The following is a 21,916-nucleotide window of genomic DNA, read 5'->3' on the forward strand; positions in this document are numbered from 1 at the left end:
ATGGCCCGGTGCAACTGCGCCAGGCAAAAGCGGCGTGCATTGTGCCCGAAAAAGGGGGTTTAAGCCAAGGGGTTCTAACTGAGGACGACCCATCTCTGGTTAATCAGCAATTCGATGGGGCGATATTGGGTCTTGTAATTCATTTTTTTGCAGTTTTTGATCCAGTAGCCCAGGTACACCGCTTCCAGCCCCAGTCGCCGGGCTTCGTTGATCTGCCAGAGAATGGCAAAGCGCCCCAGGCTGCGTCGTTCTTCATCGGGCTCATAGAAGGTGTACACCGCCGACAGCCCATTGGGCAGCAAGTCTGTGACAGCGATGGCCATCAGTCGCCCTTCGAGGCGGAACTCATAGAAGCGGGAAAAGGGTAGGTCGCGTACCAGGAAGGTCGAAAACTGATCGCGACTGGGCGGGTACATGTCGCCGTCGGCGTGGCGCTGCTCGATGTAGCGCTGGTAGAGATCGAAATACTCTTCGCTGAACTGCGGCTTGGCTGGCCGGACCTGAAGATCGGCGTTGCGCTTGAAAATACGCTTCTGCTGACGATTGGGTACAAACTGGGCCACAGGAATGCGCGCCGGAACGCACGCATTGCAATGTTGGCAATGGGGCCGGTAGAGATGATCGCCGCTGCGACGAAAGCCCATCTCCGACAGGTCTGCGTAGACATGCACGTCCATGGGCTGGCTAGGGTCGAGGAACAGCGTCGTGGCCTGCTCCTCGGGCAGGTAACTGCAAGAGTGGGGTTGAGTGGCATAAAACTTCAAGCGCGCCAACTCGGTCATGATCAACCCTCGGGAGTAAGCTTTGGATTAAGTGTAAGCCAGGAGCGCCATTGTCGCTCAGCAAACCCAGGTTGCGTGATTGGGCAGGTCCAGATGCGCCTTGAGGTAGCCGGCAAACTCAGCCCTTGGGATCGACCGGGCGCCCAGGCTGTGCAGATGTTCGGTCGGCATTTGGCAATCGATCAGCACGAAACCGGCCTCTTTGAGATGTTGGACCAGGGTGGCGAAGCCGAATTTCGAGGCGTTGTCGGCCCGACTGAACATGGACTCGCCAAAAAACAGCTGCCCCATGGCCAGGCCATACAGTCCGCCCACCAATTTGCCCTGGTCCCATACCTCCACTGAATGGGCGAAGCCGCGTCGATGCAGTTCCAGATAGGCGGTTTGCATGGCTGCGGTGATCCAGGTGCCGTCGGCATAGTCCCGGGGCGCGGCGCAGGCCGTGATGACCGCGGCAAAGTCCTTGTCGAACGTCACGGCATAGCGTTGCTTGCGCAGCAGCTTGCTCAGGCTGCGGGATACGTGCAGTTCGTCGGGAAACAGTACGGTGCGTGGATCCGGTGACCACCACAGGATGGGTTGGCCTTCGGAGAACCAGGGGAAGCAGCCGTGGCGATAGGCCTGGATCAGCCGGTCGGCGGACAGATCGCCGCCGGCGGCCAGCAAGCCATTGGGGTCGCTCAGGGCCTTGGCCAGTGGCGGAAAATCGAACGTGTTGCGTTGTAGCCAAGTCAGCATGGTCATCCGGGCGTGCAGAAGGGGAGGGCGGGTCTGGCGTACACAGACAGACAAGAGTGCGCTTAGAGGTTAACCGTCAAGCGGGCAGAATGTCATCGAGATACTTCATGTCTGTTCAGCATGGCTTATGCCAATGAACACGCGGGCCAGAGGCAAATAAGAAGCCGCTGTCGCCGATGCGCCTGAGGAGCGCGTTTGCAACTTGGTGGTGTGAGTGGGGTCGTAGACGATTGACATGTTTGAGCGCCCGGTATGCCGTTGTCGGGCGTGGAGCCTGAAAACAGGGATGAATGCTTCACTTCACTCATAAAAAACACCTCATAAGCCTTTGTCACGAAAGAGAATGCATGCTCCAATTGACGCCAGCACCGCTGCTTTTTGGCTATGCTGTAGGCAAACGTGCGGGGCAATGCCTTGGGGCGGACAAACCCGTACAATGCTTGAGTTTTGAACGCAGGAGAGGCAAAAGATCAAAATCTTCGGCAACACCTGCGGTTTTCTGGATGCACGTCTCAGTGGTAAAAGTAGTACCGGTTGTGCACATTCACTTTTTTGCCTGCTCGTGATGAGCAGTTTTTTATAGTCATTCAACAGATGGACGCGCCTTTGGCGCAGGAAAAGAAGCGTTTTGAAGAAATCCACCGCAGCACCTAAAACAGTCGTTCCGCTCTGGCGCCAGCAATTGCACTACCGGCTCAAGGAAGGTGCATTGATCGCCATTGGCGCCTTGTGCCTGTTCCTGATGATGGCCTTGCTGACCTATGGCAAGGACGATCCGGGCTGGAGCCACAACAGCAAGATCGACGATGTGCAGAATTTCGGCGGTCCGGCCGGTTCCTACAGCGCCGACATCCTGTTCATGGTGCTGGGCTATTTCGCCTACATCTTTCCGCTGTTGCTGGCGATCAAGGCCTATCAGATTTTCCGTCAGCGCCACGAGCCCTGGCAGTGGAGTGGCTGGCTGTTTTCCTGGCGGCTGATCGGCTTGGTGTTCCTGGTGCTGTCGGGCGCCGCGCTGGCCCATATCCATTTCCACGCACCCACCGGCCTGCCAGCCGGAGCGGGCGGCGCGCTGGGGGAAAGTCTTGGCGAACTGGCCAAAAATGCCCTGAACATCCAGGGCAGTACGCTGTTGTTCATCGCCCTGTTCCTGTTTGGCCTGACGGTGTTCACCGATTTGTCATGGTTCAAGGTGATGGACGTCACCGGCAAGATCACTCTGGACCTGATCGAGCTGATTCAGGGGGCCATGAATCGTTGGTGGGCGGCGCGCACCGAGCGCAAGCAACTGGTGGCGCAACTGCGCGAGGTCGACGACCGCGTCCACGATGTGGTGGCCCCCACCGTCACGGACAAGCGCGAGCAGGCCAAGGTCAAGGAGCGCTTGATCGAACGTGAGCAGGCCCTGAGCAAGCACATGTCCGAGCGTGAGAAACAGGTGCCGCCGGTCATCACCATGGCGCCGGCCAAGGCGCCGGAGCAGAGCAAGCGCGTGCAGAAAGAGAAGCAGGCGCCGCTGTTTGTCGACAGTGCGGTGGAAGGTACCTTGCCGCCGATCTCGATCCTGGACCCGGCCGAAAAGAAACAGCTCAACTATTCCCCCGAATCCCTGGCGGCCGTCGGTCACCTGCTGGAAATCAAGCTCAAGGAGTTCGGCGTCGAGGTTTCGGTGGATTCGATCCACCCGGGTCCCGTGATTACCCGTTACGAAATCCAACCGGCCGCCGGCGTGAAGGTCAGCCGTATCGCCAACCTGGCCAAGGACCTGGCGCGTTCTCTGGCCGTGACCAGCGTGCGCGTAGTGGAAGTGATTCCGGGCAAGACCACCGTGGGCATCGAGATTCCCAACGAAGACCGGCAGATCGTGCGCTTCTCCGAAGTGCTCTCCACCCCTGAATACGACAACCACAAGTCGCCGGTTACCCTGGCCCTGGGCCACGACATTGGCGGCAAGCCGGTCATCACCGACCTGGCGAAAATGCCGCACCTGCTGGTGGCCGGTACCACCGGTTCCGGTAAGTCGGTGGGTGTGAACGCGATGATCCTGTCGATCCTGTTCAAGTCAGGTCCCGAAGACGCCAAGCTGATCATGATCGACCCGAAAATGCTCGAGCTGTCGATCTATGAGGGCATTCCGCACCTGCTGTGCCCGGTGGTGACCGACATGAAAGACGCCGCCAATGCCCTGCGCTGGAGCGTCGCCGAGATGGAGCGCCGCTACAAGCTGATGGCGAAGATGGGCGTGCGCAACCTCTCGGGCTTCAATGCCAAGGTCAAGGAAGCCGAGGAGGCCGGTACGCCGCTGGCCGACCCGCTGTATCACCGCGAAAACATCCACGACGAAGCGCCGCTGCTGCACAAGCTGCCGACCATCGTGGTGGTGGTGGACGAATTCGCCGACATGATGATGATCGTCGGCAAGAAGGTCGAAGAATTGATCGCCCGGATCGCCCAGAAGGCCCGTGCCGCTGGTATCCACCTGATTCTCGCGACGCAGCGGCCGTCGGTGGACGTGATCACCGGCCTGATCAAGGCCAACATTCCGACCCGCATGGCGTTTCAGGTGTCGAGCAAGATCGACTCGCGGACCATCATCGACCAGGGTGGCGCCGAGCAGTTGCTGGGCCACGGTGACATGCTCTACATGCCGCCGGGCACCAGCCTGCCGATTCGTGTGCACGGTGCGTTCGTGTCCGACGATGAAGTGCATCGGGTCGTGGAAGCCTGGAAGCTGCGGGGCGCCCCTGAATACAACGACGACATCCTCAACGGTGTCGAGGAGGCCGGCAGCGGCTTTGAGGGCAGCAGCGGTGGTGGCGATGACGATGCCGAAACCGATGCGCTCTATGACGAGGCGGTGCAGTTCGTCCTGGAAAGCCGCCGGGCCTCGATTTCCGCCGTTCAGCGCAAGCTCAAGATCGGCTACAACCGTGCCGCACGCATGATCGAGGCCATGGAAATGGCCGGGGTCGTCACGGCGATGAACACCAACGGTTCGCGCGAAGTACTGGCGCCGGGCCCGATGCGCGATTAATGACCTGAGCGGCCTGGCGACACGCCGCTCAACCTCCCACGACTTCATGAGGACTCCCATGCGCCTGATTCGCATGTTGCTGTTGCCCGTACTGGCCCTGACTACCTTGTCGGCCCACGCCGATGAAAAGGACGTGGCCCGCTTGACCCAGTTGCTGGAACGGTCCCAGACCCTGACCGCACGCTTCTCCCAACTGACCCTCGACGGCAGTGGTACCCAGTTGCAGGAGACCGCGGGTGAGATGGCCTTGCAGCGTCCGGGCCTGTTCTACTGGCACACCGATGCGCCGGCTGAACAACTGATGGTGTCCGATGGCAAGAAAGTTTCGCTGTGGGACCCGGACCTGGAACAGGTCACCATCAAGACTCTGGACCAGCGCTTGACCCAGACCCCGGCGTTGCTGCTCTCCGGCGATGTTTCCAAGATCAGCCAGAGTTTCGACATCAGTTCCAAAGAGGCTGGTGGCGTGATTGACTTCACCCTCAAGCCCAAGACCAAGGACAGCCTGTTTGACAGCCTGCGCCTGTCATTTCGCAATGGCCTGGTCAACGACATGCAACTGATCGACAGTGTCGGCCAGCGCACCAATATCCTGTTCACCGGGGTCAAGGCCAACGAGCCGATCGCCGCGTCCAAGTTCAAGTTCGACATCCCCAAGGGTGCGGATGTAATCCAGGAATAAACACAAAGCCCCTGTGGGAAACGGCCTGTGGGAGCAAGGCTTGTGGGAGCAAGGCTTGCCCGCGATTGCATCGCCTCGGTCTACCAGACGCACCGAGGTGTCTGTATCGCGGGCAAGCCTTGCTCCCACAGATGCTCCCACGGATCTGCTCCGGCAGAGAGGATCGGCACCAGGACCCAGTGGAGGTTGTGTAAGTAGTGATGGACCTGTTTCGAAGCGCCCCGATTGCCCAGCCATTGGCCGCCCGCCTGCGCGCGACCAACCTGGATGAGTACGTCGGCCAGGAGCATGTGCTCGCTCGCGGCAAGCCTCTGCGCGAAGCGCTGGAGCAGGGCGCGCTGCATTCGATGATCTTTTGGGGGCCGCCGGGCGTGGGCAAGACCACCCTGGCGCGGCTGCTGGCAGAAGTTTCGGACGCCCATTTCGAAACGGTTTCGGCGGTGCTGGCCGGGGTCAAGGAAATCCGCCAGGCGGTGGAAGTTGCCAAGCAGCAGGCCGGGCAGTACGGCAAGCGCACTATCCTGTTTGTTGATGAAGTGCACCGTTTCAACAAGTCGCAGCAGGACGCGTTCCTGCCCTACGTCGAAGACGGAACGCTGATCTTCATTGGCGCGACCACCGAAAACCCTTCATTCGAACTCAATAACGCCCTACTGTCTCGGGCGCGGGTCTATGTGCTCAAGAGCCTCGACGAGGCGGCGATGCGCAAGCTGGTGCACCGGGCGCTGACCGAGGAGCGCGGCCTGGGCAAACGCCAGCTGAGCCTCAGCGACGAAGGCTTCCAGATCCTGTTTTCTGCCGCCGACGGCGATGGCCGGCGCTTGCTCAACCTGTTGGAAAACGCCTCGGACCTGGCCGAAGACAACAGCGAGATCGGCGTTGAACTGCTGCAAAGCCTCTTGGGCGATACCCGTCGACGCTTCGACAAGGGCGGCGAAGCGTTCTACGACCAGATTTCGGCACTGCACAAATCCATACGTGGCTCCAACCCCGACGCGGCGTTGTACTGGTTCGCCAGAATGATCGACGGTGGCTGCGATCCGTTGTACCTGGCCCGCCGAGTGGTGCGCATGGCCAGCGAAGACATTGGCAATGCCGACCCCCGCGCCCTGAGCCTGTGCCTGGCGGCCTGGGATGTGCAGGAGCGCCTCGGCAGCCCGGAAGGCGAACTCGCCGTGGCCCAGGCCATCACGTACCTGGCTTGCGCGCCAAAGAGCAATGCGGTGTACATGGGCTTCAAGGCCGCGATGCGCAGCGCCACCGAGCACGGTTCCCTGGAAGTGCCGCTGCACCTGCGCAACGCGCCGACCAAACTGATGAAGCAATTGGGCTACGGCGATGAATACCGTTACGCTCACGACGAACCGGACGCCTATGCCGCCGGCGAAGACTATTTTCCCGAAGAACTCGAACCCCAGTCGTTCTATCAGCCGGTGCCCCGTGGCCTTGAACTGAAGATCGGCGAAAAACTCAATCACCTGGCACAACTGGACCGTCTGAGTCCACGGCAACGGAGAAAACCTTGATCCCCTTGATCCTTGCAGTCTCCGCCGGTGGCGTTGCCGGCACGTTGTTGCGTTTTGCGACTGGCAATTGGGTCAACGCAAATTGGCCACGGCACTTCTATACCGCCACGCTGGCCGTTAATATCGTGGGCTGTCTGCTGATCGGCGTTCTATACGGTCTGTTTTTGATTCGCCCCGAGGTGCCCATCGAGGTGCGCGCGGGGCTGTTGGTCGGCTTTCTTGGCGGCCTGACGACTTTTTCATCCTTTTCACTGGATACGGTGCGCCTGCTGGAAAGCGGGCAGGTGCCGCTGGCCCTGGGCTATGCGGCCATCAGCGTATTCGGCGGGCTGCTCGCCACCTGGGCCGGCCTGTCCCTGACCAAACTTTGATAACGAGAGACCGACATGCTCGATTCCAAACTGTTACGTAGCAACCTTCAGGACGTAGCGGACCGCCTGGCATCCCGTGGCTTCGCCCTGGACGTCGCGCGCATCGAAGCGCTGGAAGAACAGCGCAAGACTGTCCAGACCCGCACCGAAGCCCTGCAGGCTGAACGTAACGCGCGCTCCAAATCCATCGGTCAGGCCAAGCAGCGCGGTGAAGACATCGCGCCGCTGATGGCCGATGTCGAGCGCATGGCGGGTGAGTTGAGTGCCGGCAAGGTCGAGCTGGACGCGATCCAGACTGAACTGGACTCGATCCTGCTGGGTATCCCCAACCTGCCGCATGAATCGGTCCCGGTCGGTGAAGACGAAGACGGCAACGTCGAAGTGCGCCGTTGGGGCACACCGACAACCTTCGATTTTCAGGTTCAGGATCACGTGGCCCTGGGCGAGAAGTTCGGCTGGTTGGACTTTGAAACCGCCGCCAAGCTGTCGGGCGCTCGCTTTGCTTTGTTGCGTGGGCCAATTGCCCGTCTGCATCGCGCCCTGGCGCAGTTCATGATCAACCTGCACGTCACCGAGCACGGCTACGAAGAAGCCTACACGCCTTATCTGGTTCAGGCGCCAGCCTTGCAGGGCACTGGCCAACTGCCGAAGTTCGAGGAAGATCTGTTCAAGATCAGCCGCGAAGGCGAGGCCGACCTGTACCTGATCCCGACCGCCGAAGTGTCGCTGACCAACATCGTGGCCGGCGAGATCGTCGACGCCAAGCAACTGCCGATCAAGTTCGTCGCCCACACGCCGTGCTTTCGCAGTGAAGCCGGGGCGTCGGGCCGTGATACCCGCGGCATGATCCGCCAGCACCAGTTCGACAAGGTCGAGATGGTCCAGATTGTCGAACCGTCGAAATCCATGGAAGCGCTGGAAAGCCTGACTGCCAACGCCGAGAAGGTCCTGCAATTGCTGGAACTGCCGTATCGCACCCTGGCGCTGTGCACCGGCGACATGGGCTTCAGTGCGGTGAAGACTTACGACCTGGAAGTCTGGATTCCGAGCCAGGACAAATACCGCGAAATTTCCTCGTGCTCCAACTGTGGCGACTTCCAGGCCCGCCGCATGCAGGCGCGTTTCCGCAACCCGGAAACCGGCAAGCCGGAGCTGGTCCACACGCTCAACGGCTCCGGCCTGGCCGTGGGCCGCACCCTGGTGGCGGTACTGGAAAACTACCAGCAGGCCGACGGTTCGATCCGGGTGCCCGAGGTGTTGAAGCCCTACATGGGCGGCATTGAGGTCATCGGTTAAATGGACTATTTGCCACTGTTTCACAACCTGCGCGGCAGCCGTGTGCTGGTGGTCGGCGGCGGCGAGATTGCCTTGCGCAAGTCTCGCCTGCTGGCCGATGCCGGCGCGCTGTTGCGGGTGGTCGCGCCCGAGATCGAGCCGCAATTGCGGGAATTGGTCAGTGGCAGCGGTGGCGAATGTGTCCTGCGTGGTTACCTCGAAACAGACCTGGACAGTTGCGGCCTGATCATTGCCGCCACCGACGACGAACCGCTCAATGCCCGGGTTTCGGCCGACGCCCACAAGCGTTGCGTGCCGGTCAACGTGGTGGACGCACCGGCCCTGTGTAGCGTGATCTTCCCGGCGATTGTCGACCGCTCGCCGCTGGTGATCGCGGTGTCCAGTGGCGGCGATGCGCCGGTGCTGGCGCGGTTGATCCGGGCCAAGCTGGAAACCTGGATTCCTTCGACCTATGGGCAACTGGCTGGGCTGGCGGCGCGTTTTCGCAGCCAGGTCAAAGGGCTGTTCCCGGATGTGCAGCAACGCCGGGCGTTCTGGGAAGAGGTGTTCCAGGGGCCTATCGCTGACCGGCAGTTGGCCGGGCAGGGCGCCGAGGCCGAGCGCCTGTTGCGTGAAAAGATTGCAGGTCAGCCGCCGAATGCACCGGGTGAGGTCTATCTGGTGGGCGCAGGCCCTGGGGATCCAGACCTGCTGACCTTCCGCGCCTTGCGGCTGATGCAGCAGGCGGACGTGGTGCTTTATGACCGTCTGGTGGCGCCGGCGATCCTTGAGCTGTGTCGGCGCGACGCCGAGCGTATCTACGTCGGCAAGCGCCGCTCAGAGCACGCCGTGCCTCAGGACCAGATCAACCAGCAATTGGTCGACCTGGCTCGGCAAGGCAAACGTGTGGTGCGGTTGAAGGGCGGTGACCCGTTCATCTTCGGGCGGGGCGGTGAAGAAATCGAAGAGCTGGCGGCCCATGGCATCCCGTTCCAGGTGGTCCCGGGTATCACCGCCGCCAGCGGCTGTGCCGCCTACGCGGGGATCCCGCTGACCCATCGCGATTATGCCCAGTCGGTACGTTTTATCACCGGCCATCTGAAGGACGGCACCAGCGACCTGCCGTGGGCGGATTTGGTGTCGCCGGCGCAGACGTTGGTGTTCTACATGGGGTTGGTGGGGCTGCCGATCATCTGCGATGAGTTGATCAAGCACGGTCGCGCGGCGGACACACCGGCGGCGCTGATCCAGCAAGGCACCACCTCCAACCAGCGGGTGTTCACCGGCACCCTGGCGGATTTGCCGCAGTTGGTGGCCGAGCATGAGGTCCATGCGCCGACGCTGGTGATCGTTGGGGAAGTGGTGCAACTGCGCGAAAAACTGGCGTGGTTTGAAGGGGCTCAGGGGCAGGTCTAGAGACCGCATCGCTCCAATCGCGAGCAGGCTCGCTCCCACAGTGGTTCGTGTACAGCCGCAGATGCATGGTTGAACAACGATCACATGTGGGAGCGAGCCTGCTCGCGATTGGCCTTCAGAAGCAACAAAGATCCTGGATCAGTCCTCAACCCCACGCCAAATCCCTTTCCCACTCAACCGCTCCCGATCATGGGCAACCTTGAAATCCTGCTCCGGCCCCTTGGGCACGATCCCATTGGGATTGATGGTCTTGTGGCTGCCGTAGTAATGACGCTGGATGTGGGCGAAGTCCACGGTCTCGGCAATTCCCGGCCACTGATACAACTCCCGCAACCAGTTCGACAGGTTCGGATAATCCGCAATGCGCCGCAGGTTGCATTTGAAGTGACCGAAATACACCGCGTCAAAACGGATGATGGTGGTGAACAAGCGGATATCGGCTTCGGTCAGGTATTCACCGGTCAGGTAGCGGCGGGTTTGCAGCAATCCCTCCAAGCGGTCCAGTTCAGCGAATACATCATCGAACGCTTCTTCGTAGGCCGCCTGAGTGGTGGCGAACCCGGCGCGGTACACACCATTGTTCACGGCCGGGTAGATGCGTTCGTTCAGCGCATCGATATCGTTGCGCAGGTGCTCGGGGTAGAGGTCCAGGTCATTCCCGGTCAAGCCGTCGAAGGCGCTGTTGAACATGCGGATGATTTCCGCTGATTCGTTGTTGACGATGCGCTGTTGCCGTTTGTCCCACAGCACGGGCACGGTGACGCGACCGGTGTAGTCCGGCGTATCGGCGGTGTAGCGCTGGTGCAGGAAATCCAGGTGATCGAGTTTGTCGCCAGTGGAGCCATGGCGCTTGTCGAAGGTCCAGCCGTTTTCCAGCATCAGGTAGCTGACCACCGAGACATCGATCAGGTCTTGCAGGCCTTTGAGCTGGCGATAGATCAGCGTCCGGTGGGCCCAGGGGCAGGCCAGGGACACATACAAATGATAGCGCCCGGGCTCGGCGGCGAACCCACTGTCGCCCGTGGGACCGGCGCTGCCATCGGCGGTGATCCAATGGCGGCGTTGCGCCTGTTCACGCTGGAAGGTGCCGTCCTTGCTTTCATACCACTGGTCCTGCCAGCGACCTTCGACTAACAAACCCATCTCGATCTCCTCTGCCAATAAACATTGGAGAGGAGTCTATTCCCATAGGTTCGAACAAAAAGCGCAAAGGTTGGGCGTTGATGATCGGTTAAATCGATCGATCCCGCGCCGCCCAGTATTGGCGGGCTTGCTCTAAAGCTTCTTCCCGAGCCAAGCCCAGGCCGCGCAGGGCCAGGGCCATGGTGGCGATCAGCGCCAATTGCGGGTAGCTGTCTTCAACGTCGCCTCGCCAGATGGCCTTGAGGTGCTCAGGGTCGAGGCTTTGCGGTTTGACGTGGCGCTGTTCGGCCAGTCGCGGCCATTCCTCATCCCAGCTCACCCCACCGCAAGTGCCATACAGGTGGCTGTCGGCGTCCGGGTTGATCTCGATCTCGCCACCGTCGCCCTTGATCACGATGGCGGTGTCTCCCAGCAAACCGCTGGCATCGCGGTGGACCGCCTGGTAGCCCGGATGGAAAATGCTTTGCAGCCCGCAACGGGCGCCCAGGGGGTTGAGGATCCGCGCCAGGGAATGGATCGGTGAACGCAAGCCCAGGGTGTTGCGCAGGTCGATCATCCGTTGCATTTGCGGAGCCCAGTCCACCAGTGGCATGAAGGCCAGGCCACCATTGTCCAGCGCTGCGCCAACCTGCTGCCAGTCGCGGCACAGGGGGATGTTCAGCAAGCCAAGCAGTTGCTCGGTGTACAGCCGGCCCGCCGTATGCGCGCCACCGCCGTGCATGAAAATCCGCACACCGTTCTGCCCGAGGCATTTGGCCGCCAGCAGGTACCACGGTAAATGACGTTTCTTGCCGGCGTAGGTCGGCCAATCCAGATCCACCGCCAACGCCGGGGTCTCGAGGCGCTCACGCAAGGCTTGGGTGAAACCGGCCATTTCTTCGGCGCTTTCTTCCTTGTGCCGCAATAGCATCAGGAAGGCGCCGAGTTGGGTGTCCTCCACTTGCTCGTCCAGCACCATGCCCATGGCTTGTCGAGCCTCTTCGCGGGTCAGGTCACGGGCGCCGCGCTTGCCTTTGCCGAGGATGCGCACGAATTGGGCGAACGGATGTTCGGCCGGGGTCTCAAGGGTCAGCGATGGGAAGTCGGTCATAAGCAGTTCGTCGGTTTGGGCAGGCCCGCCAGCTTGGCGGCAAGTTTGGCGGGAGTGCCTTTGAACAGTCGGTTCAGGTGCAGGCTGTTGCCCTTGTCGGCGCCCAGTTTCAGCGCCGTGTACTTGATCAGCGGCCGGGTCGCGGGGGAGAGCTGGAATTCGTCGTAGAAGCCGCGCAGCAGTTCGAGGACTTCCCAGTGTTCGGCGCTCAACTGGATGTCTTCGGCGGCGGCCAGGGCCGTGGCGACTTCGGCCGACCAGTCATTGAGATCGGCCAGGTAGCCGTCCTTGTCCAGCGCAATGGCGCGTTGGCCCACGTTCAGCACGTTCATAACCAGGTGTTGACCTTGTCATGGTGGATCGACAGCGCGACGAACGCCGGGTAATCGATGGCTTCGGCCCATTGCGGAATGTCCAGGGCCCGGGCTTGGGCGTCTTCGCTGAGCACGAAGAGCTTCAGGCCTTTGCGTTGCAGTTCTGCAAACGGCACCGTGGCGGCTCGCAAGGCGTATGTCGCGTCGCCGCACAGCAGCAGCGCGTCCTGCTCGCCCAGTACCCGCAGGCAACTGGCGAAGCGGCTATCGCCGAAGGGGGAATGAGACAACACATGCAAAGTCGACATCAGAGGGTGATCACCTGGTCATAACGATCAATGAGCGCGGCGATCTGCGGCGCGCTGAGTATGTTCAGCTCGTCCAGCGCCAGGGCAGCGGTTGCGACGCCACGTTCGGCGGCACTGTCGGCGCAGACGTACAGGTCTTCGACGCCAAACATGGGCAACGCCTGCAAGTTTGCGCTCAGGTCCTTTTGCTGGAGCGCCTTGGCGTTTTGGCCGCTGACGAGCTGCAAGACGCCGTCATCGAGAAACAGCAGGCCGATGGGCAGGTCGAACGCGCCCCCGGCCAGTACGATGTCCAGGGCTTCCCGGGCGCTGGGGCCCGACCAAGGAGCCTGGCGGCTGATGAGCAATAAGGATTTGGCCATTACGCGCCTCCAAAACAGATCAAGCGGTCGGCGTCCTGGATCGCGTCGTGCAACTGGCCCAGGCCGGACAAGGCCCATGGCGCGCCGACGCTGACCGCTGAACGCTGGTAGCGTTGGGCCTCTTCATTGTTCAGCACACCACGGCGCAACGCCGCGGCGATGCAGACCACGCCGTCGAGCTGGTTGTCGCTGACAAAGGCGCGCCACTGTTGGGGCAGATCCTGTTCATCCTGGGGCGTTACGAGGCTGTCGGCCGCGTTATAGACACCATCCTGATAGAAAAACAGCCGCACGATTTCATGCCCACCGGCCAGCGCGGCCTGGGCAAACAACAGGGCGCGGCGCGAGGAGGGTGCATGGGCGGCGGAAAACAACGCGATGGCAAACTTCATGACAGACCCGATCAGCAAAACTGCGGCCATGATAAAGCTTTATGGGCGGGGGGGCGATTGTCAGGGGACTCAACACAAAGGGGCATGCTTTGGATACTTTGTGGCGAGGGGATTCATCTTGTGGCGAGGGGATTTATCCCCGTTGAGCTGCGAAGCAGTTCCTTGACCCGCCAACGCGGTGTATCAGACAGGCCACGGTGGCGAAAGAGGGGGCGCTTCGCAGCCCAGCGGGGATAAATCCCCTCGCCACAGGTGGTATTCAATCCATTCGAGCTACTGCTTGAGCCCATTCAACTCGCAATACTCCGCCCACTCCATCCCCGCCATCTGTGCCACTTCCTTGTGGACTTCCATGCGCTGGTTTTCGTAGTCCTGGGGCGAAGCGGCGGTCAGTTGCAGGGTCAGCTCCCAAGCGAACAGGCCCTGGCGCTCGGCTTCGGCTTCGAACGCTTCATGCAAGCGCTCGGCGCGATACTGCGCAGCGGTCTCGCCCTTGGCCTGGGCCAGCAGCGGGTTGAGGTTGTCCAGTTCGACGCGCAGCTCGGGGCGTTCATCGAGAAATTTTTCCAGCGCTCGTTCATGTTGCTGTTCGGTTGCCGCCATGGTCACTCCTTGGGTGCCGGGGGTTGTTTCTTGCTGGCCTTGGCCGCAGCGGCCAGGCATTCGAGGGCGAACTGTTCGGTGTAGGTCATCTGTATCGGCGTAGTTTCGCCCTTGACCGTACGTTCGCCGTCGAGGATGTAGCGAATCCGCTTGTCGGTGACACCGATTCGCTTGGCGATCCAGGCCGGGGTCTGGCCGATCTGGCTGATCAGTTTGTCAGCGTATTCGGTGGTCGGTTTGTAGAACTCGGCATTGGGTGTCATGGGCTGTTCCGCACGGGCTGGTGGCAATGGCGCGACAGGTTGCGCGAATCATCGCCCGGTGTCGCGTATAAATTTCAGTAAAGCAGCATGCAGGCCCAGGTCGCAGTGCTACAGTCGGTTTTTTTCCTGATGAGTGAACGCAATGCGAATGCTGATGGTGGCCGTGGCCGCAACGTTGCTGGTCGGCTGCGCGGGTTCGGCGATGAACCAGGCCCGTACTCAAGCGCCCTACAAGACACTGACCTCCGACAAGCCGGAACAGGTCGTGGCCCAATGCGTGCAGTTTTCCTGGCAGGACGAAGCGGTATTTGGCGTGGATGCCGGTGCCTACCTGCAACCGGCTCAGAAGGGGGGCACGACGGTGTACACCCGCGCGGCTGAATCGTTTGTCGATGTGCAAGGCAGCGCCACGGGTACCGCGTTGAGCTATTACGCCCAGCAGGACGATTTTGTGGCCAAGCGCCGGTTGGCGGCGTTGGCGACTTGTCTGTAGGCGACTTGCACTGCTATCGCGAGCAGGCTCGCTCCCACAGGTTTTTGTGTCGTTTGCAGATACTGTGAACACCCGCAACCCCATGTGGGAGCGAGCCTGCTCGCGATGAGGCCGGCACAGCCCACATCACCGCAAGCTGACCCACCGCTCTCGCGAGCAAGCCCGCTCCCACAGGGTCCGTATTTCAATCAGGCTGGTCCAGGCGCTTCTGGAAGAAGAAGTGCTGGTGGCCCGGCGGGTAATCGTCGATCTGGCCGATTTCCGTGAAACCGTGTCTTTTGTAGAACTCCGGCGCCTGGAAGTCGAAGGTGTCCAGCCACATGCCCACGCAGTTTTTCGTCCGGGCAAAGTCTTCGGCCATCTGCATCAAGGTCGACCCCGTACCCTGGCCACGGGCCTGTTCCGGCACCACCAGCAACTCGATATAAAACCAGCGAAAGAACACTCGACCGTAGAGCCCGCCGACGATTTCGTCGCTGTGTTCGTCGCGTACCAGCCAGGCGACCAGCTCAGGCACCGTGCCGCCGGTCTTGGCCGTGTTGTAGGCGCGCAACGGGACGAGGATCGCCTCGCGGTCTGCTGCGGTGGGGGTGTCCGTACGTTCGATTCGTAGCGTCATCGGCAATGTCCTTGTGCGGTGAGGGATGAGCCGCACGAGCCTATCCCAAACCTGGCTTTTGCGTCACCCAAGCGACGGTGAACAGGCGTACCACGCAAACCGGGCCATACTGCCTAGTGTTTTTGAAGTGATCCGCGACATGGAATGATCGGTAGGTGGTTAATCTATTGTCGGGATCCAACACGTTTTGAAGAGGAACGTCATGAACACCGCATTGCTGATCATCGATGTCCAGAGCGCGCTGTGCAGCGGCGAAGAAGAGTGCTTCGACAGCCCCCGCCTGCTCCGGACAATCAACGACCTCAGCGCCAGGGCCAGGGCCGTCGGCTTGCCGGTGATCCTGATCCAGCATGAAGAGCTGGAGGGGTCGCTGACTTATGGTTCCAGCGCCTGGCAACTGGCCGACGGTCTGTTGACTGCACCGGATGACCTGCGAGTACGCAAGACCACGCCGGACGCCTTCTACCAGACCGATCTGCTGTCGCTGCTGCAAGCCCGGATGATTGATCGCGTGGTGATCTGCGGGTTGCAAACCGACTATTGCGTCAACGCCACCGTACGCCAGGCCCATGCCCTGGGGTACGACGTGGTGCTGGCCGCCGACGCTCATTCCACTGTGGACAACGGCAGCATGGCGGCCGAGCAGATCATTGCCAACCACAACAATCGGCTGGGGCGCCTGAGCAGTGCGGTGTCGCGGATCGATGTGCTACCGGCGGGGAACATCCGTCTCTGACCGCGACACCCCAACCTGTGGCGAGGGCAACCGGACGATGGCAGCGGATGCGTTGATCAGCGCTGCAGCACGAGCACTGGCGGCGGGGGATCCGGTGGCCGCGCTCAATCGCGTTTCCCTGCGTGACGATGCGCCGGCCTTGGCGCTTCGCGGCATTGCCATGGCCCAGTTGGGCGAGCTGGAGCGGGCCAGGGCGCTGATGCGGCGGGCGGCTCGGGCCTTCGGGCCCCGGGAGGCCGTGGCACAGGCGCGGTGCGTGGTGGCCGAAGGGGAGATCGCCCTGGCGTCCCGTGATCTGGCCTGGCCGGTGAGGCGCCTGGAGGCTGCGCGGGCGGTGCTTGAACGCCATGGCGACCGGACGAACGTCGCCCACGCACGCTCAATCGAAATCCGTCGCTTGCTGTTGTTAGGCGATCTCGACGAGGCCGAGTGCAGGCTGGTTGACCTTGATCCGAGCTGTCTGCCTGCGCCGTCCAGAGCCGCTTGCGAACTGGTGGTGGCGGGCATTGCCATGCGACGGTTACGAACGAAAACCGCACGGGCCGCGCTCGAACGTGCCGGCCAGGCCGCGCGGCAAGCGGGCATCGGCGCGCTGACTGCCGAAGTCGAAAGCGCCTGGCGCGTCCTGCAGACGCCGGCAGCCCGTCTGATTGCGGGGGGCCAGGAGCGATTGCTGGTCCTTGAGGATGTTGAAGCACTCCTGTCCAGCGACGCGTTGGTGGTGGACGCATGTCGCAATGGGGTAAACAGGGCGAGCCAGTGGATCTCCCTTGCCAGGCGCCCGGTGTTGTTCGCCCTCGCCAGACAATTGGCTCAAGCCTGGCCGGCCGAGGTGTCCAGGGAAACGCTCGTTGCCCAGGCCTTTGGCTTGAAACTGACGGATGATTCCCATCGCGCCCGACTGCGGGTCGAAATCGGGCGGCTGCGCGCGGTGCTTCGTCCGTTGGCCGAGGTGACAGCGACCCAGCGGGGGTTTGTGCTGGTGCCGCGCAAGGGCGGCGAAGTGGTGGTGCTGGCGCGTCCTGTGGAGGAGCCCCACGCCGCAGTGCTGGCGTTGCTCGCCGATGGCGGGTCATGGTCCAGTTCCGCCCTGGCGCTGGCTCTGGATGTCAGCCAGCGCACCGTGCAACGGGCCCTCGACACGCTGGCCGCGGCGGGCCAGGTGCAGTCGGTCGGGCGTGGGCGGGCCTGTCGCTGGATGGCGCCGCCGATGCCCGGATTCACGACGGTATTGTTACTCACCGCGCTGCTGCCCAATGGTTAGGATGCAGTCACACCCCAACGATGAGGCTTGCAAGATGAAACGTTCAGATGCCCAGATCCTGCGTGAATACGGCCCTTTTCCGGGCGTCGATTGCGTACACGGCGTCAGTCATGACGGTGAGCTCGTCTGGTTTGCTTCCGGCGACCAGTTGCACGCACTCGATCCCGCCAGCGGCCAGATGTTGCGTTCGCTGGACGTCCCGGCCAACGCTGGAACGGCTTTTGACGGTGAGCACCTGTTCCAGATCGCGGGAGACACCATTCGCAAGATTGACCCGCGCACCGGTCAGGTACTGGCGACCATTGCGGCGCCCAATAGCGGGGATGACTCAGGGTTGGCCTGGGCCGAAGGATCCCTCTGGGTCGGCCAGTACAAGGCGCGCAAAATCCTCCAGATCGATCCCGACAGCGGCAAGATCCTGCGCACCCTCGAATCCAACCGCTTCGTCACGGGCGTGACCTGGGTCGACGGCGAACTCTGGCACGGCACTTGGGAAAACGATGAAAGCGATTTGCGGCGCATCGACCCTCAAACCGCCGAAGTGCTGGAAAGCGTGACGATGCCGACGGGGATTGGCGTGTCGGGGCTTGAGTCAGACGGCGCCGACCGGTTCTTTTGCGGCGGTGGCAACAGCGCGAAGGTGAGGGCGGTTCGCCGACCGTAGGAGCTGCCGAAGGCTGCGATCTTTTGATCTTGATCTTTCGCTTGGGACTCAATTGTCTGGGGCAAGATCGCAGCCTCGTTGCACTCGACAGCTCCTACACGGAGTGGGCGCCTCGCCACAACGGGGTTCGGTCAGTTCATGGCTGTTCAGGCACAGGCGCCTTGATGCGCTCGACCTTGCGATAGGTCAGCAACACGATGCCGGTGACCACAATCGCGCCGCCCATCACTTGGCCCGGGTTGAGCATCTGGTCCAGCACCAGCCAGCCGATCAGCAGGGTCGCCAGCGGTTCGATGTTCATCACCGGGGCGTTGCGTGGCATGTCCAGGCGAGGCACGGAGATGAACAGCACGATAAACCCGGTGCCATAGAGCACCACCAGGGTCGCCAGGGCGAACCAGCCGGTGCTGCTGGCCGGCAGGTCGAAGCCGCCGGGAAGGGCGCCGGTCAGCCCGGCGAGGTTGACGCTGCTGAACACGATGAAAATGGTCAGCAGGCTGCGCACCGAACCGCGTACTTGGGACAATTTGTGGTCGGTGATCCACAGCGCGCAGGCAAAGACACAGGCGGCACTGAAGGCCAGGCCAACACCCAGTAACCATTGTGGGCCGACGCTCTCCTGCGATGACAGCCGGGCGGGTACTTCCAACACGAACACCAAGCCCACCAGGATCATGCCCATCAACGTGGCAGTACGTGCAGTGGGACGTGGCCCGCCCAGTGCCCAGGTCAGCAACGCCAGCAGGATCGGAAAAACATTGCCCACCAACAGCGCCAGGGCCACCGGGACCCGCGCCACGGCGGAATACAGGCACAGACTCTGGGCGGCAATCAACAACCCCAGAGCCAGTTGCCAGCGCCAGACGCCTTGCGGCAGGCGCAGGTTCTGGCGTTGCCAGAGCACCATGGCGGCCAGCACCAGCAGGGTGCCGCCCGAGCGCAGCAGGATCGCCAACAAGACCCCGGCACCGTCATCAAATGCCGCGCGGGCGGCAACATGGTTGCCGGCGAAGGCACATCCCATGCACAGCAGAACCAGTACGGCGAGGTGTCGCGGTAACGGAGTGGGGGTGTCAGGTGCAGCCGTGGAGCGGGTCATGGCAGGGCGTCTCAGAGGCAGGCCGCCGAAGCAAGACGCTTCGGATCGGCTATCGTAGTTATAGGTTGTCGTACAACTTGACTTGGTTTTTTACCCCATAGGCATGCAAGACACAAGCTTCGCATCCGAAAGCCATCTACCGATTCACAGCGATCCCTCGCAGGTCCGCCGCACATTGTTCGTCGGTTTGCTGTACAACAACTTGATCGTTGGGTTGTTTCCACACCGCCCTTGATCTACCCCTTCCGCGGAGCGACCCATGCGCCTGGCTGATTTCATTCTCGACAATATCGAGCCGATTCTTCAGGCGTGGGAAGACTTCGCCAAAACCATCACACCGGCCTCCCATGGCATGGATTCGCTGGCCCTGCGCGATCACGCCGAGCAAATGCTGCGCACCATTGCCGCTGACCTGCGCACGTCGCAGACGGTCAAGGAACAGATCGCCAAGTCCCAGGGCGACGCGCCAGCGGCAGAGGCTGAAACCGCAGCCGAAACCCATGCGGTCATTCGCCAGTCCTCGGGGTTTACGGTGGAGCAGATGGTTTCGGAGTACCGTGCGCTGCGCACCAGCGTGCTGTTGCTCTGGATGCCGCAGACCCAGTTGGATCAGGAGCAGGTCATGACCGATCTGATTCGTTTCAACGAAGCGGTGGATCAGGCCCTGGCGGAATCGGTGGTCAGTTATTCGGGCGCTGTCGATGCGAGTCGCAATATCTTTCTTGGGATTCTGGGGCATGACCTGCGCAGCCCCTTGGGCGCGATCCTGCTCAGTTCCGAAGTGCTGCTGCGGGCAGGTGACTTGCCCGCCAAAGCCACCAAGATAACTTCGCGCATCTACACCAGCGTCAAACGGGCCAACAAGATTGTCGGCGATCTGCTGGACTTTACCCGTACCCAGTTGGGCTCGGGCATTCCGGTGCAGCGCTTTAATGGTGATCTGGTGGCGGCCTGTGAAGGCATGGTGGAAGAGGCGCGGGCTTATCACCCGGAAAGCAGAATCATCTTTGAAACCACCGGTGCCCTGGAAGGCCTGTTTGATCAGGCGCGCATGGAGCAGGTGTTCGCCAACCTCATCGGCAACGCCGTCCAGCATGGCAGCGAAGGGGCGCCGATTACCGTTTCATTGAGCACCGAAGAGGACACTGCGGTGATCGCCATCAACAACCAGGGCAAGCCGATCGAGAAAGACGCCATTGCCAGCATCTTCAACCCGATGGTCCGGCAATTGCGCAACGGCGACATGCAGTATGGCTCTACGGCTGGGCTTGGGCTGGGCCTGCACATCGCCTCAGCCATCGTATCCGCCCATAAGGGCACCATTGAGGTTCATTCCAAGGCAATATCGGGCACCACCTTCACCGTACGGATCCCGCTCCACGCGCACTGAATTTTTTCTTTGCGCTGGGTAGGTGGCGTACTTGTACGATGTCCTATCACGGAGTAAAACTGTCGTCGCCGTCCAATAATAATTAACGGAGACGCACGATGGATGCTTCGCAACCTGCAACGACCGCCCACCAGGGCCGTCGGGTGTTCCTGAAAAAATCCTTGGTGGTTTCAGCCGCCGCGGCCACTTTGGGCAACCTGCCCAGCCTGACCCAGGCAGAGCCCTTGAGCCAGCGTTACCCTGACCCGCTGATCAAGATCCTCGACCCCAGCTTCATGGACCTGCGGCTGTTCAACGCCAGTGTTGAAAAGCTCGCCACTGGCCTGCGCTGGGCGGAAGGGCCGGTGTGGGTGGGCGACGGTCGTTACTTGCTGGTCAGTGACATTCCCAATAACCGCATCATGCGCTGGGATGAAGTCACCGACAGCCTGTCGGTTTACCGCGAGAACTCCAACTTTTCCAACGGCCTGTGCCGTGATCGCCAAGGCCGCTTGCTGGTCTGCGAAGGCTCCACCACGTCGACTGAAGGCCGGCGCGTCACTCGCACCGAGCACAACGGCACCCTCACCGTGCTGGCGGACAGTTTCGAGGGCAAGCCTTTCAACTCGCCCAACGACATCGTGTGCAAACGTGACGGTTCTGTCTGGTTCACCGATCCACCGTTCCAGACCGGCAACAACTACGAAGGGCACAAAGTCGCACCTGCCCAGCCCCACGCGGTGTACCGCATTGACGGTGATACCGGCAAGGTCACCCGGGTGATCGACGACATGGCTGGGCCCAACGGCCTGTGCTTTTCTCCAGACGAGAAGATCCTCTACGTGGTCGAAGGCCGGGCCAAGCCGAACCGTCTGGTGTGGGCGATCACGGTCAAGGACGATGGCACCCTGGGCGAGCGGCGCAAGCACATCGAAGGCTTGGATTACGCGGCCATCGATGGACTTAAATGCGACGAGAGTGGCAACCTCTGGTGCGGTTGGGGCGGTAATGGCGATCCCAAGGCCGACCTGGAAAAGCTCGACGGTGTGCGAGTGTTCAACCCCGAGGGCAAGGCTATCGGACACATCTCCCTGCCGGAGCGCTGCCCTAACGTCTGCTTTGGCGGACGAGAGGGTAATCGCCTGTTCATGGCCGGCAGCCACTCGTTGTATGCACTGTTCGTGAACACCCGTGGGGCGACGTTTGCCTGAGTGACTGACCCTCTCGCCCTGCGGTTCCTTGTGGCGAGAGAATCAGGTGTGGGAGCAAGGCTTGCCCGCGATGAAGGCAACGTGGTCTCTGGAGAAACGAGTCGCCTGTATTGCGGGCAAGCCTTGCTCCCACAATAAATCCCCTCGCCACAGCGTTCTGTT

Annotated in this window: 24 protein-coding genes; 12 read left to right on the forward strand and 12 right to left on the reverse strand. The window is 61.6% G+C overall.

Annotated elements, in window-relative coordinates; genetic code table 11:
* Nucleotides 1-74: 74 nt before the first annotated feature.
* Together AAIS01_RS03395 and aat are read right to left on the reverse strand one after the other, a co-directional pair.
* Nucleotides 75-782: an arginyltransferase gene (locus tag AAIS01_RS03395; protein WP_214912756.1), complete on the reverse strand. Its 708-nt coding sequence runs from the start codon at nt 780-782 to the stop codon at nt 75-77.
* A 57-nt stretch (nt 783-839) separates the two neighbouring features.
* Nucleotides 840-1,520 (reverse strand): leucyl/phenylalanyl-tRNA--protein transferase, encoded by a 681-nt coding sequence (gene aat / locus AAIS01_RS03400; RefSeq protein WP_343467799.1) that lies wholly within the window; start codon nt 1,518-1,520, stop codon nt 840-842.
* 628 nt (nt 1,521-2,148) lie between these two features.
* On the opposite strand from aat, the gene AAIS01_RS03405 reads away from it, so the two are divergent.
* The 6 genes from AAIS01_RS03405 (at nt 2,149) to cysG (ending at nt 9,824) form a co-directional block, all read left to right on the forward strand.
* On the forward strand, nt 2,149-4,554 hold the full coding sequence (locus AAIS01_RS03405; RefSeq protein WP_092399181.1) for a DNA translocase FtsK: 2,406 nt from the start codon (nt 2,149-2,151) through the stop codon (nt 4,552-4,554).
* Nucleotides 4,555-4,612: 58 nt separating this feature from the next.
* Complete coding sequence (lolA, locus tag AAIS01_RS03410) at nt 4,613-5,236, forward strand: outer membrane lipoprotein periplasmic chaperone LolA (protein WP_186657604.1); 624 nt, start codon at nt 4,613-4,615, stop codon at nt 5,234-5,236.
* 200 nt (nt 5,237-5,436) lie between these two features.
* The gene (locus AAIS01_RS03415; RefSeq protein WP_092399177.1) at nt 5,437-6,762 is read left to right on the forward strand and encodes a replication-associated recombination protein A; all 1,326 of its coding nucleotides are present in this window, start codon (nt 5,437-5,439) and stop codon (nt 6,760-6,762) included.
* Nucleotides 6,759-7,133 (forward strand): fluoride efflux transporter CrcB, encoded by a 375-nt coding sequence (gene crcB / locus AAIS01_RS03420; protein ID WP_047227715.1) that lies wholly within the window; start codon nt 6,759-6,761, stop codon nt 7,131-7,133. Before AAIS01_RS03415 ends, crcB begins: the two co-directional genes overlap by 4 nt.
* 15 nt (nt 7,134-7,148) lie before the next feature.
* Nucleotides 7,149-8,429, forward strand: a complete 1,281-nt coding sequence (gene serS, locus AAIS01_RS03425; RefSeq protein ID WP_343467800.1) for a serine--tRNA ligase — start codon at nt 7,149-7,151, stop codon at nt 8,427-8,429.
* Entirely contained in the window at nt 8,430-9,824 is a 1,395-nt protein-coding gene (gene cysG / locus AAIS01_RS03430) for a siroheme synthase CysG (RefSeq protein WP_343467801.1), read from the forward strand.
* Nucleotides 9,825-9,962: 138 nt separating this feature from the next.
* On the opposite strand, the gene AAIS01_RS03435 is transcribed toward cysG, so the two are convergent.
* From AAIS01_RS03435 to AAIS01_RS03470, 8 genes are all read right to left on the reverse strand, one after another.
* Entirely contained in the window at nt 9,963-10,967 is a 1,005-nt protein-coding gene (locus tag AAIS01_RS03435) for a glutathione S-transferase family protein (RefSeq protein ID WP_343467802.1), read from the reverse strand.
* Nucleotides 10,968-11,055: 88 nt separating this feature from the next.
* Entirely contained in the window at nt 11,056-12,057 is a 1,002-nt protein-coding gene (locus AAIS01_RS03440; RefSeq protein ID WP_343467803.1) for a glycosyl transferase family protein, read from the reverse strand.
* Nucleotides 12,054-12,389, reverse strand: coding sequence for a TusE/DsrC/DsvC family sulfur relay protein (locus tag AAIS01_RS03445; protein ID WP_092399167.1), 336 nt, complete (start codon nt 12,387-12,389; stop codon nt 12,054-12,056). The genes AAIS01_RS03440 and AAIS01_RS03445 overlap by 4 nt, the downstream gene beginning before the upstream one ends.
* On the reverse strand, nt 12,386-12,679 hold the full coding sequence (gene tusB, locus AAIS01_RS03450; RefSeq protein ID WP_343467804.1) for a sulfurtransferase complex subunit TusB: 294 nt from the start codon (nt 12,677-12,679) through the stop codon (nt 12,386-12,388). The genes AAIS01_RS03445 and tusB overlap by 4 nt, the downstream gene beginning before the upstream one ends.
* Entirely contained in the window at nt 12,679-13,041 is a 363-nt protein-coding gene (gene tusC / locus AAIS01_RS03455; protein ID WP_343467805.1) for a sulfurtransferase complex subunit TusC, read from the reverse strand. Before tusC ends, tusB begins: the two co-directional genes overlap by 1 nt.
* Nucleotides 13,041-13,433, reverse strand: coding sequence for a sulfurtransferase complex subunit TusD (gene tusD / locus AAIS01_RS03460; protein WP_092399360.1), 393 nt, complete (start codon nt 13,431-13,433; stop codon nt 13,041-13,043). The genes tusC and tusD overlap by 1 nt, the downstream gene beginning before the upstream one ends.
* A 273-nt stretch (nt 13,434-13,706) precedes the next feature.
* Nucleotides 13,707-14,036 carry a DUF6388 family protein gene (locus tag AAIS01_RS03465; RefSeq protein WP_343467806.1) on the reverse strand — a complete coding sequence of 110 codons (330 nt, stop codon included), beginning with the start codon at nt 14,034-14,036 and terminating at the stop codon, nt 13,707-13,709.
* Nucleotides 14,037-14,038: 2 nt separating this feature from the next.
* Entirely contained in the window at nt 14,039-14,299 is a 261-nt protein-coding gene (locus tag AAIS01_RS03470) for a hypothetical protein (protein WP_092399159.1), read from the reverse strand.
* Nucleotides 14,300-14,441: 142 nt separating this feature from the next.
* Here AAIS01_RS03470 and AAIS01_RS03475 point away from each other — a divergent pair, with 142 nt between their 5' ends.
* Complete coding sequence (locus tag AAIS01_RS03475) at nt 14,442-14,792, forward strand: hypothetical protein (protein ID WP_343467807.1); 351 nt, start codon at nt 14,442-14,444, stop codon at nt 14,790-14,792.
* Between the two features lie 184 nt (nt 14,793-14,976).
* On the opposite strand, the gene AAIS01_RS03480 is transcribed toward AAIS01_RS03475, so the two are convergent.
* Nucleotides 14,977-15,411, reverse strand: a complete 435-nt coding sequence (locus tag AAIS01_RS03480) for a GNAT family N-acetyltransferase (protein ID WP_343467808.1) — start codon at nt 15,409-15,411, stop codon at nt 14,977-14,979.
* 202 nt (nt 15,412-15,613) lie between these two features.
* On the opposite strand from AAIS01_RS03480, the gene AAIS01_RS03485 reads away from it, so the two are divergent.
* From AAIS01_RS03485 to AAIS01_RS03495, 3 genes are read left to right on the forward strand one after another with little or no spacing between them, the layout of a single operon-like run.
* Nucleotides 15,614-16,147 (forward strand): cysteine hydrolase family protein, encoded by a 534-nt coding sequence (locus tag AAIS01_RS03485; protein ID WP_343467809.1) that lies wholly within the window; start codon nt 15,614-15,616, stop codon nt 16,145-16,147.
* A 37-nt stretch (nt 16,148-16,184) separates the two neighbouring features.
* Entirely contained in the window at nt 16,185-17,411 is a 1,227-nt protein-coding gene (locus AAIS01_RS03490; protein ID WP_343467810.1) for an HTH domain-containing protein, read from the forward strand.
* A gap of 34 nt (nt 17,412-17,445) precedes the next feature.
* Nucleotides 17,446-18,075 (forward strand): Vgb family protein, encoded by a 630-nt coding sequence (locus AAIS01_RS03495; protein ID WP_343467811.1) that lies wholly within the window; start codon nt 17,446-17,448, stop codon nt 18,073-18,075.
* Nucleotides 18,076-18,211: 136 nt separating this feature from the next.
* Here the strand turns inward: AAIS01_RS03495 and AAIS01_RS03500 are convergent, their stop codons facing one another.
* On the reverse strand, nt 18,212-19,174 hold the full coding sequence (locus AAIS01_RS03500) for an EamA family transporter (RefSeq protein ID WP_343467812.1): 963 nt from the start codon (nt 19,172-19,174) through the stop codon (nt 18,212-18,214).
* Nucleotides 19,175-19,433: 259 nt separating this feature from the next.
* Here AAIS01_RS03500 and AAIS01_RS03505 point away from each other — a divergent pair, with 259 nt between their 5' ends.
* Together AAIS01_RS03505 and AAIS01_RS03510 are read left to right on the forward strand one after the other, a co-directional pair.
* Complete coding sequence (locus AAIS01_RS03505; RefSeq protein ID WP_343467813.1) at nt 19,434-20,564, forward strand: sensor histidine kinase; 1,131 nt, start codon at nt 19,434-19,436, stop codon at nt 20,562-20,564.
* Between the two features lie 98 nt (nt 20,565-20,662).
* Nucleotides 20,663-21,754, forward strand: coding sequence for an SMP-30/gluconolactonase/LRE family protein (locus AAIS01_RS03510; protein WP_343467814.1), 1,092 nt, complete (start codon nt 20,663-20,665; stop codon nt 21,752-21,754).
* The last annotated feature ends 162 nt before the right edge of the window (nt 21,755-21,916 follow it).

It is taken from the genome of Pseudomonas halotolerans (assembly GCF_039581215.1).
Classification (GTDB): domain Bacteria; phylum Pseudomonadota; class Gammaproteobacteria; order Pseudomonadales; family Pseudomonadaceae; genus Aquipseudomonas; species Aquipseudomonas tehranensis.